This window comes from Blastococcus mobilis (assembly GCF_900188025.1).
GTDB lineage: Bacteria > Actinomycetota > Actinomycetes > Mycobacteriales > Geodermatophilaceae > Blastococcus_B > Blastococcus_B mobilis.
Genome location: NZ_FZNO01000006.1, coordinates 15,060 through 27,925 on the forward strand (window position 1 = coordinate 15,060; position 12,866 = coordinate 27,925).

12 protein-coding genes and 1 pseudogene are annotated in these 12,866 nt (G+C 71.2%); 11 read left to right on the plus strand and 2 right to left on the minus strand.

Annotated features, from left to right (window positions below):
* Positions 1-48 precede the first annotated feature (48 nt).
* The 11 genes and pseudogenes from CHB94_RS06820 to ppc all read left to right on the plus strand — a co-directional run bounded on the left by CHB94_RS06820 (position 49) and on the right by ppc (position 10,415).
* Positions 49-447, plus strand: a complete 399-nt coding sequence (locus tag CHB94_RS06820) for an ABC transporter ATP-binding protein (protein ID WP_254920455.1) — start codon at positions 49-51, stop codon at positions 445-447.
* A complete protein-coding gene (locus CHB94_RS06825) occupies positions 426-890 on the plus strand; it encodes an ABC transporter permease (protein WP_176445446.1) in 465 nt (154 codons plus the stop codon). Before CHB94_RS06820 ends, CHB94_RS06825 begins: the two co-directional genes overlap by 22 nt.
* A gap of 105 nt (positions 891-995) precedes the next feature.
* A complete protein-coding gene (locus CHB94_RS24445; RefSeq protein ID WP_217899199.1) occupies positions 996-1,133 on the plus strand; it encodes a hypothetical protein in 138 nt (45 codons plus the stop codon).
* 335 nt (positions 1,134-1,468) lie between these two features.
* Positions 1,469-1,950 (plus strand): annotated as a pseudogene (locus CHB94_RS26045) (DUF6308 family protein).
* A gap of 506 nt (positions 1,951-2,456) precedes the next feature.
* Positions 2,457-3,725: a glycosyltransferase family 2 protein gene (locus CHB94_RS06840; RefSeq protein WP_089335845.1), complete on the plus strand. Its 1,269-nt coding sequence runs from the start codon at positions 2,457-2,459 to the stop codon at positions 3,723-3,725.
* Positions 3,726-3,798: 73 nt separating this feature from the next.
* Positions 3,799-4,377: a hypothetical protein gene (locus tag CHB94_RS06845; RefSeq protein ID WP_089335846.1), complete on the plus strand. Its 579-nt coding sequence runs from the start codon at positions 3,799-3,801 to the stop codon at positions 4,375-4,377.
* Positions 4,374-5,537, plus strand: coding sequence for a glycosyl hydrolase (locus CHB94_RS06850; RefSeq protein ID WP_089335847.1), 1,164 nt, complete (start codon positions 4,374-4,376; stop codon positions 5,535-5,537). The genes CHB94_RS06845 and CHB94_RS06850 overlap by 4 nt, the downstream gene beginning before the upstream one ends.
* Before the next feature lie 445 nt (positions 5,538-5,982).
* Entirely contained in the window at positions 5,983-6,345 is a 363-nt protein-coding gene (locus CHB94_RS26690) for a GNAT family N-acetyltransferase (protein WP_368073852.1), read from the plus strand.
* A gap of 51 nt (positions 6,346-6,396) precedes the next feature.
* Positions 6,397-6,579 (plus strand): hypothetical protein, encoded by a 183-nt coding sequence (locus CHB94_RS06860; protein ID WP_217899200.1) that lies wholly within the window; start codon positions 6,397-6,399, stop codon positions 6,577-6,579.
* A 77-nt stretch (positions 6,580-6,656) separates the two neighbouring features.
* The gene (locus CHB94_RS06865) at positions 6,657-7,517 is read left to right on the plus strand and encodes a tetratricopeptide repeat protein (RefSeq protein ID WP_089335849.1); all 861 of its coding nucleotides are present in this window, start codon (positions 6,657-6,659) and stop codon (positions 7,515-7,517) included.
* Between the two features lie 78 nt (positions 7,518-7,595).
* Positions 7,596-10,415, plus strand: a complete 2,820-nt coding sequence (ppc, locus tag CHB94_RS06870; protein WP_089335850.1) for a phosphoenolpyruvate carboxylase — start codon at positions 7,596-7,598, stop codon at positions 10,413-10,415.
* Between the two features lie 82 nt (positions 10,416-10,497).
* Here ppc and CHB94_RS06875 read toward each other — a convergent pair whose 3' ends face one another.
* Both CHB94_RS06875 and CHB94_RS06880 read right to left on the minus strand, forming a co-directional pair.
* Positions 10,498-11,904, minus strand: coding sequence for an FAD-dependent oxidoreductase (locus CHB94_RS06875; protein WP_254920456.1), 1,407 nt, complete (start codon positions 11,902-11,904; stop codon positions 10,498-10,500).
* Positions 11,905-12,035: 131 nt separating this feature from the next.
* The gene (locus CHB94_RS06880; protein ID WP_089335852.1) at positions 12,036-12,848 is read right to left on the minus strand and encodes a glycoside hydrolase family 25 domain-containing protein; all 813 of its coding nucleotides are present in this window, start codon (positions 12,846-12,848) and stop codon (positions 12,036-12,038) included.
* Between the last annotated feature and the right edge of the window lie 18 nt (positions 12,849-12,866).

Consider the following 12,866-nt stretch of genomic DNA (forward strand, 5'->3'; position numbering starts at 1 on the left):
GGCCGATACGGTCCGGGGCAGGAAAGCCACCGACGGTCTGGGGGACAGGTGCTCGAGTTCGACGGGCTCCACAAGAGCTTCGGTGACAACCGCGTGCTCGACGGGGTTGGTTTCACCGTCGCCCCCGGATCGATGTTCGGCTTCTGTGGGTCCAACGGCGCGGGTAAGACGACGACGATGCGCATCGCGATGGGTCTGGTGCGACCCGACGCCGGTGAGGTCCGCTGGCGGGGCAGGGCGCTGGACCAGGGCCTCCGCCGGGGGATCGGCTACATGCCGGAGGAGCGGGGTCTCTACCCGAAGATGAAGGTGGGGGAGCAGGTCACCTACTTCCCCCGCCTGCACGGACTCGACGCCGCCGCCGCGACGAGAGAAGCAGCAGTCTGGGTCGAGCGGCTGGGCCTCGGCGCCCGGCGTGGGGATGGGTGGGCGTCGTCGGCGCACTGACCTTCGACCTCGTGGACATCCCCGGGGAACTGATCGGGAGCGCGGTCTCGGTCGTGCTCTGGTTCGTCCTCGGCTACGCCCTACGCGGCGATCTCCGCCGTGGCGGCGTCGCTGGTCAGCCGGCAGGAGGACCTCAACACCGTCGTGATGCCCACGATGCTGGTCTCATCGCCGCCTTCGTCGTCGGCTTCCAGGCCGCGGCGGCTCCCCAGGGCACCCTCGCGGTCGTCACCTCGTACGTGCCGGGCCTCTCCCCGCTGGTGATGCCGGTGCGGCAGGCCGCGGGTGAGGTGGCGGCGTGGGAGGTGGGGCTCGCCGTGGTGATCATGCTCGTCGCGATCGCCGCTGTCGTACGCATCGGCGGCCGGGTGTACGCGGGAGCCCTCCTGCGCACGGGGAGCAGGACGAAGATCCGCGAGGCGCTGAGGGCCGAGCGCGCCTGAGAAACGACCCCCTGTCCCCCGCCACTCGCACGCTCGCGGCGGGACCCTGCAGGGGGCCGTGGCCGGTGCCGGTTGCCTCGCGATGACGACGGGTAGCGCAGCCGCATGGCGATGCAGTTGAGCTACACGATGATGACCGAACAGGCCGGTCCCAAGGACCTCGTGTCCTACGTCGACGGCGCCGAGGAGGCCGGCATCGACTTCGCCGTCAGCAGCTTCGTTTGTGCGAAGCGGCATATGTAGCTGCGCGGATCCACGTCCGAGGCAGCAGGACCATGTTGGAGACCGCGCGACGTGACATGTCTGGGCGGCGGCTAGGCGTCCCACCCCGGCTCCGTCAGCCGGGCCCACCGTCGTCGTAACGTCCGGGACCATGGACGGGGGATCAGCGACCCTGCGCGTCGGGGACCGGGATGTTGCCATCGAGCAGGCCGAGGCCTGGGTACGCGAGTACACCAAGGATGACAGGACCCTGCAGAGACCGTACGCATTCCCGGCCTACGATCACTACCAGCGAGGTTCGGATGAGGCCAACTGTCGGACGCCGACTGCTAGCGCCCCTGCTGCTCAACGTCAGCATGTCCGTCCGCGCGTTCTACGACCTGCAGGCCATCACTGACCGGCTTGAGGCTGGTCTGGCCGCGATCGACCACGACCCCACCCTCGATGCAGCAACCGAAGACAAGATTCAGGACAGGGTGGCGGATCTGTACGGGGTGATTGACAACCATCGCGAGAAGCCCCGAGACGTTGGAGTGACGCGGCTGTCGAAGGTCCTTCACGGAAGAGGCCGCACTTCCTTGTTCTGCACGACCGTCGAGTGCGGACCTGCTACCAGGAGCGGATCGAATACCCGAAGAAGGACCGCACATGGGCGCAGTACATGGTCGACCTATCCCTGGCGATCCGGCACGACCTGCGCTCGCAGCGAGCGGCCTTGGACCGACTGGCCGCCGTCGTGAGTACGGAAGGGTCGATCAGCCAAGTTCGCTTCCTGGACATCGTCGCCTGGCACCGGGGAAAAGAGGACGAGGCCGCACCTGCGCCCGCAGACAAGTGACGAGCAGCCAGCTACTGGTCACCCGACCCTGCCAGCGCTAGCTTCCCTATCCGTCCCCGGCCCTATAGGCCATCCCTCGGCCTACTTCAAGTAGGGCCGTCACCATGGCGGCGCGTGCAGTCCCTGCCGTGGCCTGCCGAACACCCAACGCCACCAGGGGCCCCAGGCGTATTGTGACTTACGCCACAGTTGTGTGACACCCGTTGCATGGCCCTCGGGCGGGGGCCACCGTTGTGTACACCGACGCGGCGCAATGATCCCCCGGCAGTATCTGGTCGCCTTGCCGGGCGAGGAGCGAGTGGCGAACCCAACGCAGAGCCTCTTCACCCTCCGGACCCTTGCCGAGGTTGCCCGTGTACGAGGATGCGTTTCGCTTTGCAGGGCCATTCCTTGTAGTCGCGATCAGCTTGATCGCCTTGCGTCTGCTCGCGTACTGGTGGAGTTTCACCTTTCACTGGGGCCGGTACCGGCGCCGCGACGAGGTGAGCACCGCTCGACTGCGTGACATGGCTGTGCCCCACGCCAAGATTCAGGTCACGACCCGGGGATCTGCGGGCAGTACGGAGGTCATCCTGCGCGGCATCCGCCAGGTCGTGACGCTTGCGGAGGAGGACCCCGAGTTCTACGGCCACGTTCTCTCGGTCGAGGTCGTCACCGAGTCGGAGGTGCAGGCGCGCCTGCTCGAGCGGACGTTCGCCGCAGCGCCGATCCCGGTCCACGGGCTAGTCGTTCCAGGCGATTACGTCACCGAGAACGGGACCGAACTCAAGGCCCGTGGCCTGCACTACGCCGTGGAGCGACGGCGTGCCGGGTGGAACAGCAAGCCGGGACGCACCTTCGTCGTCCACTACGACGAGGAGAGCGTCATGGTCCCCGGGGAGCTGCGCAAGCTGCTCGCCGTGCTGGCCACCACGGAGAAGAAGATCCTCGAAGGGCCGATCTACTACCCCTTGGAGTACACGAACGCATCGGCGCTGTGTCGCGCCATGGAAGCCAACCGCCCGGTCGGTTGCTTCGAGTGCCGCCACGTGATGGAGAAGGGCGTCCCCCTGCACCTGCACGGGTCCAACCTCGTCATCGAGGAGAAGTTCGAGAACACCCTCGGTTGGGACATCGGCAACCACGACGGCCGGCCGTTCATCGCCGAGGACTACGTGTTCGGGATGAACGCCTTCCTGCTCGGCGGTAGCCAGGTCTTCGGGTGGCACGGGTGCGTGATGCTCGAGCAGCCGCCATTCTCGGTGAAGAGCGCCTTCAAGCAGCGGCACCGGTGGATCTTCGGGGTGCTGCAGGGCTTGGCCATGGCCCGTCGCAGTGACCAGTTCGGTCGACTCCCTGCCGGCCTCCGCCGCAACCTGGTCTGGGGAACCCGGTTCCGCATCGCCACCTTCGCCATGGGCGTGGTGGCCGGTGGTTTCGCGCTCCTGTTCCTTCCGCTGGTGCTGGTGCGGGGCGTCGGCGCGCTGGCTACCGGCGGGAGCCCGCCCACTCATCCCGGACTGGTGCTGTGGATGGCGGGTGTGGGCGCCTTGTGGCTCGGCTCGGTACTGATCGGTGCCTGGTGCAACGTGGCGGACGCCGGGTTGTCGTCGCTGGGACGTTGGACGGAGATCGCCCGAGCCGTCGCCATCGCGCCGATCGCAGGGCTGATCGAGAGCAGTGCCGCGCTCCGAGCGGTCGTCCAGTGGGGGATGGGCCGCCGCGAGGTCCTCTGGCAGCCCACCCCGAAGACCAAGGCCGCCGACGCTTCCGTCGACTGGCGGAACGTCGCGTAAGAGAGCAGGACCCCACCTCCGAGTCGATCGATTCGCCCCGAGCCTCTTCCCCTGAGCCCAAGGGAACTCCCTGATGATCAAGCCTGCGCGGATTCCCACGGCCGGCGCCACGGCAAGCGTCGGCGGCTGGCCGACCACTCGCCCCGTGAACGGCTTCTCCCCGCCCACGCCCCTGGAACACAATAGCGGCACCGATCTCCTCGACCGGGCGGCGGGACGGAGGCAAGCGGATGACCACGCCAACGCCCTGGCAGCGGACGAGGGGCTGACGGCGATCGAGGCGCGGATGCCCTCGGCATCGCCCGCGTCGACCATGCGTAACGCTGCGGTGGGCAGTGCCCTCGTGGTTGCAGCGTCGATGGTGGTAGGGGCCTACATCGCTCTGCCACTCGTCCTGGCGGCGCGTGAGCTTCTCAGCGCGGTCCCGAACGCGATAGCGCTGTCCGTGGCGCTGATCGTGCTGGCTGTGCTCGGTGTGCTGTCGGTGCTGCAGCAGACGGCCACCGCGCCGAACGTCAAGCCTCCTGGCGTCAAGCGCCGCTCCCGGCGGCGCGGTCGTCACGCCACCACGGACCGCTCGACTGCGGTTCTCGCCCTTCCTGTGCGCCGGTCGCCTGACAGCGGACGTCGGACGGGGCAGCACCGGGCGTGATCAGGAAGCAGTTCAGATCGATACTGGCCACCATCTGCCTCGTGGTCGCGGGCTGCGCGGTGGGGACGGCTCCGCGCCTCGCCGACCCGCTGGACCGGGCCCGGGATCAGCTCGCCGCGCTGGAGCAGCACGAGGGCGGGCACCGGCAGGTCGGGTTCGGTGTGCAGCTGCAGTGGGACCAGGACAGCCCCGCCGGCTACGAGGAGCGCACCGGACGACAGCCGGTTCTCTACGGCGAGTTCGTGGAGTTCCCCTTTGGCTATGAGGTCGCGACCTGGCTCGGTGAGAAAGTCGCACAGGTGGAGGCGGAGGACGCGATCCTCATGCTGACCCTCGAACCGCGCGACGGGCTGCACTCGATCACCGATGCCGTCCTCGCCGATCTCACCCAGCAGCTCACCGACTGGAACGAGGCAGGCACTCCCGTGCTGGTGCGGTTCGCTCATGAGATGAACGGATCCTGGTACCCGTGGGGGCAGCAACCGAGCCAGTACATCGCAACCTTCCGGGCCGTTGCGGACGCGGTGCGGGCGGCGCCCGCCAGCCGCATCCTCTGGTCACCCAACGAGGGCGGCGGCTATCCGTTCGATGGTCCCTATGCCGCCCGACCCGGCACGCTCGACTACTCCATGCTGGACACCAACGAGGACGGGGAGATCACGCCGGCCGACGACCCCTACGCGCCCTACTACCCGGGGGATGCCCACGTCAACTGGGTCGGCCTCTCGCTCTATCACTTCGGCGAGGCTTATCCGTGGGGGGAGAACGCCGTCCCCGAGCCGGACAAGTTCGTCGGGAAACTGACCGGAACTTTCCACAGTGCAGCGGTCGACGAGACCTCCGTCCCCGACTTCTACGCCGAGTACGCGGATAGCAGCGGCAAGCCGTTGGCCATCTCGGAGACCTCCGCGCTGTACAACACGGGTCGGGACGACGGCGCCAGCAACCTCGAGATCAAGTCAACCTGGTGGGACCAGGTGTTCGCTCCGGATCTTCCAAAGCGCTTCCCACAGCTACGACTGATCAACTGGTTCGAGCAGGACAAGTCGGAGAACGACGTCCATGACGGCGAGGTCCGCTGGGCTGCCACCCGAGAGCCAGCGCTGCGCGACGCCCTCCTCGCGCGTGTGCCCGAGTGGCTGGTCTTCGCGCCCGAGTGAGCACCTGGGCGGCGACGGACCGGCCGGAGTTGTGGATGCAGGCGAACAGGACGCTGGGCGTGCGGCTCATCGGGCCTCTCCCGTCGTGGTGTTCTCGTGCGGGACGACGGCCGGCGTCCGTGTGCGGTGATCTGCGGGTGGAGCAGGACCTGATCGCGCCGACCGCTTGGCTGAGCGGCAGCGCTCTACGTATACCGCTCGGCTGGCGAGGCTGGCCGAGTGCTCCCAGCCCAGCACCTGAACACGGATCGCACGCCGCGCCAACGAGCTGGTCGCCCGGCACCGTTCCCTCCTCAGCCGAGGCCGCCTCGACACCACGCCATGTTGCGCGCCGGCATGACCTCCACTCGACCCGAGGTTCCGCCGGTGTCGTCCGAGACGCAGCACCGGCGGCCCCCCCGCCGTCCGCGACCTGGACGCCACCGCCGGCCTACCGCTGGACGGGCTGGCCGACGCCGCGGCCGTCGTCGTCGCCGACAACGCGGGCACCATGGTGGGCACTATCGCACTGGAGCGGCATGGCACCAGTTCAGACACCGTGTCCTTGCTGCGGTCGGCCGCCATCGACCCCGCTCGGCGGGGTCACGGCGTCGGAGCCGTCCTCACGGCAGCCGTCCTTCGGCGCGTGGACGCGGCCGACGCCTTGGTCGCGCTACTGACCGAGACTGCCACGGAGTGCTTCTCACGGTCCGACTTCACCCTCGTCGACCGGGCCCAGCTACCCCCGGCGCAGGAGGAGTCGCAGGAGCTCCGCGGTGCCTGCCCATCGTCGGCACGAGCGCTGCTGCGCCCGCCAACCGAAGCCTGACCCCGGCCTGCGGCCTTCGATGCGGCGAGCCAGTTCGTGCGCGAGGAGGACGTGGCCGAGAGCATCCCGTGCGGTGACGACGTCGGCGCCGTCATCGAGGCCGCAAAGGCCTACGCCGACGCGGGTTTCACGCACCTGGCGCTGGTGCAGATCGGCGGCGACCGGCAGACGCCGTTCATCGAGTGGAGCCGCCAGGAGCTGATGCCGGCCTGGCGGGAGGCCTTCGGGGACTGACCGGCACGCACACCTTGGGGTGAGGTCACCCCGCCGGGAGGCGCGAGGACACGTCAGCGCCCGCGATCATCAGCGGCATGACCGAGGACCTGGACGCCCGCCTCCGGCGGCTGCAGGCCTCCGACGACGTCTACGCGCTGATCGACCTCGGCTGCGACCTGGCCGACGTCGGGAGGCAGACCGACGCCGAGTGGTGCTTCCGCCGCGCCGCCGACCTGGGCGACACGGTCGGCTCGTTCAACCTCGGCAACGCCCTGGCCGCCCAGCATCGCTGGGCGGAGGCGGTCGATGCCTACGAGGTCGCGCTGGCCGGCGGCGAGGCCGACGCCTGGCGCAACCTCGGCAAGGTCCTCGAGGACCTCGGTGACCTGGCCGGGGCCATGCGCGCCTACCGCGGCGCGGTGGAGGCCGGTGACCTCGAGGGCGGACTGCAGCTGGCGTTCCTCCTGCGGGAGCAGGGCGAGCGGCACGCGGCCATGGACGTCGCGATGGAGATCGCGGCCATGGGGGACCAGGAGGCCGCCGCGGTCGTCGCCTGCTGGCGGTGGTGCGCCACCCTCGACCCGGCGCTGGAACCCGACCTGCGCATGGGCGCCGACTACTTCCCGGCGGCCCGCGCCGACCTCGCACACCTGCTGCGCGAGACCGGGCGGATGGACGAGGCCCGGTTCGTGCTGGAGAAGGGCGCCAAGCTGGGCGAGGCGGTGGCCTGGCTGCCGCTGGGCAACTTCTACGCCGACGAGATGGGCGACGACGAGGCGGCCGAGGAGGCCTACCGCGGTGGCATCGCCGCGGGCGAGGCCTACTGCCACCACAACCTGGCCGTGCTGCTGGCCGAGCGCGGCGACTTCGACGGCGCCGTCGAGCAGTTCCGCCTCGGTGCCGCGGCCGGCGACCAGCTGGCCGCCGACGCGTTGCGGGAGCTCGAGCGCGGCTGACGGGCGCGTCGGGGGCCCAGCCGGGACCCCACTCACGTGCGACATGAGCCCGACACATGCGAGCCGGATACTCGACTCGTGTCCGAAGCAACTGTCGACGTCGCCGATCTCCGCCACTCTCGAACGCCCGGACCCGGCGATCGTGCCGACGACGCCCCGCTCCGCGACGACATCCGGCTACTGGGTCGGGTCCTCGGCGAGGTGATCGGCTCGCAGGCGGGGCAGGACGTCCTCGACCTGGTCGAGTCCACCCGCGTGGAGGCGTTCAAGATCCGCCGGTCCGAGATGGACCGGGCCGAGCTGGCGCAGCGGTTGTCCAGCCTCGACATCCGGTCGTCCAACCACGTGATCCGGGCCTTCAGCCACTTCTCGGTGCTGGCCAACCTCGCCGAGGACATCCACCACGAGCGTCGCCGCCGGTTCCACCGCCGCGAGGGCTCGCCGCCGCAGGCCGGCAGCCTGGCCGCCACCATGGCCCTGCTGGACCAGGCCGACCTCGAGGCCGACGTCGTGGCCCGCGAGCTGACCGGCGCCCTGGTCTGCCCGGTCGTGACCGCGCACCCCACGGAGGTGCGCCGCCGGACGATCTCGCAGGTCCAGGGGCACATCACCGACCTGATCCGGCAGCGGGACCGCGCGGCCCGCGGGGAGATCGACGAGTCGCAGTGGTCCGCGCAGCTGTGGCGCTCGGTGCTCACCCTCTGGCAGACGGCGCTGCTGCGACTGTCCCGGCTGCGGCTGACCGACGAGATCGACGAGGCGCTGCGCTACTACGACCTGTCCCTCTTCGAGGTCGTCCCGGCGATCAACGCCGAGCTGCGGCGCGCGCTGGACGAGCGCTGGCCCGACGCCGGCCTGCTGCCCCGGCCCATGCTGCTGACCGGCTCATGGATCGGCGGCGACCGCGACGGCAACCCGTTCGTCGACGCCGACGCGCTGCGGCGGGCGACCAGCCGGCAGGCCGAGACCGCGCTGGCCCACCACCTCGACGAGCTCGAGGCCCTGCGCGGCGAGCTGTCGATGTCCGACCGGCTGGTCACCCCGACGCCGGAGCTCTACCACCTGGCCGAGGCCTCCCGGGACGACTCACCGTTCCGGGCGGACGAGCCGTACCGACGGGCACTGAACGGCATCTCCGCCCGACTGGCCGCCACCGCGCGCTCGGTGCTCGGACGGGTGCCGGGTCCGGCGCCCGAGACGCCGCTCCCGGCCTACGGGTCGCCCGACGAGCTGCGCGCCGACCTCGACGTCATCGACGTCTCGCTGCGCAGGCACGGCGCCGGCGCGCTGGCCGACGACCGGCTGCTGCGCCTGCGGGAGGCCGTCGAGGTGTTCGGGTTCCACCTGTGCGGCCTGGACATGCGGCAGAACTCCGCCGTCCACGAGGAGGTCGTTGCGGAACTGCTGGCCTGGGCCGGCGTGTGCGAGGACTACGCCTCCCTCGACGAGCCGGCCAGGGTGGAGCTCCTGACCGGTGAGCTGACGCTGCGCCGTCCCCTGGTGCGGCCGGACGCCGAGCTGTCCGACACCGCCAGGGGGGAGCTCGACGTCCTCCTCGCCGCCGCCGACCAGGTCGCGCTGCTGGGCCCGCGGGCGATCCCGAACTACGTCATCAGCATGTGCGAGTCGGTCAGCGACGTCCTCGAGGTCGCCGTCCTGCTGAAGGAGGTCGGCCTCCTCGACCCGGGCGCTCCGTCGCCGACCCACCAGCCCATGCCCTCCTGCTCGGTCGGCATCTCACCGCTGTTCGAGACCATCGACGACCTCCAGGCCGCGGGCAGCACGCTCAGCGCCGTCCTCGCCCAGCCGCTGTACCGCTCGCTGCTGGCCTTCCGGGGCGACGTGCAGGAGGTCATGCTCGGCTACTCCGACAGCAACAAGGACGGCGGCTACCTGGCCGCCAACTGGGCGCTGTACCGGGCCGAGCTGGACCTGGTCGAGGTGGCACGTGCCGAGGGGATCCGGCTGCGCCTCTTCCACGGCCGAGGGGGCACCGTCGGCCGGGGTGGCGGGCCCAGCTACGAGGCGATCCGCGCGCAGCCGCCCGGTGCGGTCGCCGGGGCGCTGCGGATCACCGAACAGGGCGAGGTCATCGCCGCCAAGTACGGCGACCCCGACCGCGCCCGACGCAATCTCGAGGCCCTCGTCGCCGCCACCCTGGAGTCCACGCTGCTCGACATCGAGGGGCTGGGGACCGATGCGGAGCCGGTGTACGCGCTGCTGGACGACCTCGCCGCCCGAGCGCAGCGGGCCTATCGAACGCTCGTGCACGAGACGCCGGGATTCGTCGAATGGTTCCGCGCCGCGACGCCGATCAGCGAGCTGGGCGAGCTGAACATCGGCAGCCGCCCGCCGTCGCGCAAGGCCGGGAACTCCATCGCCGACCTGCGCGCGATCCCGTGGGTCTTCAGCTGGTCGCAGGCGCGGATCATGCTGCCCGGGTGGTACGGCACCGGCTCTGCCCTCGAGAGCTGGGTGGGCGGGGACGACCGGAAGCTGGCCCGTCTCCAGGAGCTGCACCGCACCTGGCCGTTCTTCCGCACGGTGCTGTCCAACATGGGCATGGTGCTGGCCAAGACCGACCTCGGGCTCGCCGCCCGCTACGCCGGACTCGTCCCCGACGAGGACCTGCGCGCCCGGGTGTTCGACCAGATCACCGCCGAGCACGAGCGGACCTGCCGGATGCTGCTGGCCATCACCGGCGACGACGAGCTGCTCGCCGACAACCCGTCCCTGGCCCGCTCGATCCGCAACCGGTTCCCCTACCTGGAGCCGCTGCACCACCTGCAGGTGGAGATGCTGCGCCGCCGCCGCGGGGGTGACGACGACGAGCTGACCCGCCGCAACATCCAGCTGACCATCAACGGCATCGCCACCGCCCTGCGCAACAGCGGCTGAAGAAGGACCCCGAGAAGGACCCCGAGAAGGACCCCGTCCTCCCCACCACTCGCAGGCTCGCGGCGGTGCCCAGGACGGGGCCTCAGCGGGGCCGGGTCGCCGCGGCCCGGACGGCCGCCATGAGGGACTCCCGCTCGTGCAGCGTCGTCCGTACCCGCCCGCGGGTGGCGCCGAGCGCGGCCTCCGCGGCGTCGATGGCCCGCCAGTCGTCGAGCAGCACCGGCTCCGCGCCGCGGGCGACCAGCTCGTCGACCAGGTCGTCCACGGGGCCGGACGGGGCGAGCACGCCGGCGGCGGCGTCGGCGAGGAGTGCGGCGACGGTCTCCCGGGCGTCGTGCTTGTTGTGTCCGACGACGCCGCTGGGCCCGCGCTTGATCCACCCGGCCACGTACTCGCCGGGTGCGGGCCGCCCCTCCCGCAGCACCCGTCCGGCGTCGTTGGGCACCGTGCCCGAGCGTTCGTCGACCGGCAGCCCCGGCAGCGGGATGCCGCGGTAGCCCACCGAGCGCACCACGAGGTCGGCCGGCAGCACCTCCAGCTCGCCCGTGCCCATGGCGCGGCCGTCGCCGTCCACGGCGGTGCGCTCCACCTCCACGCCGGTCACCCGCTCGTCCCCGAGCAGCCGCACCGGCCGCCGGAAGAACCGCAGGCGCAGCCGCACCCGGTCGGGCGCAGGGGCGTGACCGGCCCAGCCACGCAGGACCGCGAGGTTCCGGCTGACGTTCCGGTCCGTGGCCGCGCGCTCCTCGCTGCCCGGGTCCAGCTCCAGGTCGGCGGGATCCACCAGGACGGTCGCCTCGGCCAGCCCGTCCAGCTCGCGCAGCTCCTGGGTGGTGAAGGTCGCCTGCGCCGGCCCCCGCCGCCCCAGCACGGTGACCTCCTCGACCGGCGCGGCGGCGAGCACGTCGAGCACGTGCTGCGGCATGTCGGTCGGCTCCAGTTCCTCGGGCGTCCGGGCCAGCACCCGTGCGACGTCCAGGGCCACGTTGCCCACGCCCACGACGACGACCGACCGCACCCCGGTCAGCGCCGCCTCGACGCGGGCCCGGTCGACGTCGGGGTGGCCGGTGTACCAGGCGACGAGGTCGGTGGCGGCCAGGCTGCCCGGCAGCTCCTCGCCCTCGATGCCCAGCTGCCGGTCCAACGAGGCGCCGTAGGTGTAGATGACCGCGTCGACGTGCCGCCGCAGCTCCTCCAGCGAGATGTCCACGCCGACGTCGACGTTGCCCACGAACCGCACCAGCGGATGCTCGAGGCTGCGGTGGAGGGTGTCCCGGATGGCCCGCATCTTGGGGTGGTCGGGGGCGATCCCGTGCCGCACCAGGCCGAACGGCGTCGGTAGCCGGTCCAGCAGGTCCACGGCGACCGGGACGGCGTCCTGCCGGGTGAGGGCGTCGGCGGCGTAGATGCCAGCCGGTCCCGCGCCGACCACCGCGACCCGGAGCGGGCGCAGCGGCAACGGGGGAGGAGGTGATCCGTCGGCGGGCACGACTGGCATCCTGACCCGGCGCGGGCCCTTCGCACCAGAGCAGGAGCCCGATCCGCCGTGCGCCTGTGTCCCGGAGGTGCTCGCCGCCGTCCCCCAGGTGCCCGCGGGCCCCCCGCAGCCCCCGTGCGGGCTCAGCGGCAGGACCGGTTGCGGTCCAGCTCGTCGCGGACGTACTGGCTCAGCGCCACCTGCCCGCCTGGGACGAGCGGGTCCTCCGCGCACGCCGCCGCCGCCTGGCGGGAGGTGACCGAGCCGGCGAGCCAGCTGTCCAGCCCCGCGAGGACGCTGTCGTCCCCGACCTCACCGACGATCTGCGACCACTGCTCGTGGGTGGAGTAGATCCCCACCTCGGCACCCCGGTCGAGCAGGTACTCGGTCATTCCCTCGAGCGTCGCGCGATTGTTCTCGCGGGCCTCGGCGGAGCCGAACTGCCAGGTGTTCACGGTCTCGACGTCCAGCCACCAGACGTAGCGGGAGGGCCGGCTGTCGACCCGGGCCGCACGGGCGGCCGGCGTGAAGAACGACACGACGCTGTTCTCCGCCCGCTCCCAGCCGTACTGCCACGAGCAGGCGGCGGTGTTCCTGCCGTCGCAGTTGCCGTACGGCGTCGAACCACCCTCCGGCCAGGTGGTGACCTGGTCGAGGACCTGGCCCGGGTTGGCGGTGTTCAGGTAGAGCTGGGCGCGGGGCTGTTCCTCCACGGCGCCCGAGGAGTTCCACGCCCACACGAGCTGCTCGCGCAGGCAGGGATTGGCTCGGGTCGAGAGCCCGCCGTTGACCCCGACGACGGCGAACGCACGCTCGCGCGGCAGGTCGGTGCGGCACTGCGGATAGGAGACGTCGTAACCGACGCCGGAGGGTGCCGCCGCGGCCGTCCCTGGCACGGCGAGGGCCGCCACCGCCGCGAGGGCGATGACGGCGACCCTCCACACCGACAGTGCCATCGGCGGCAACGTACACGC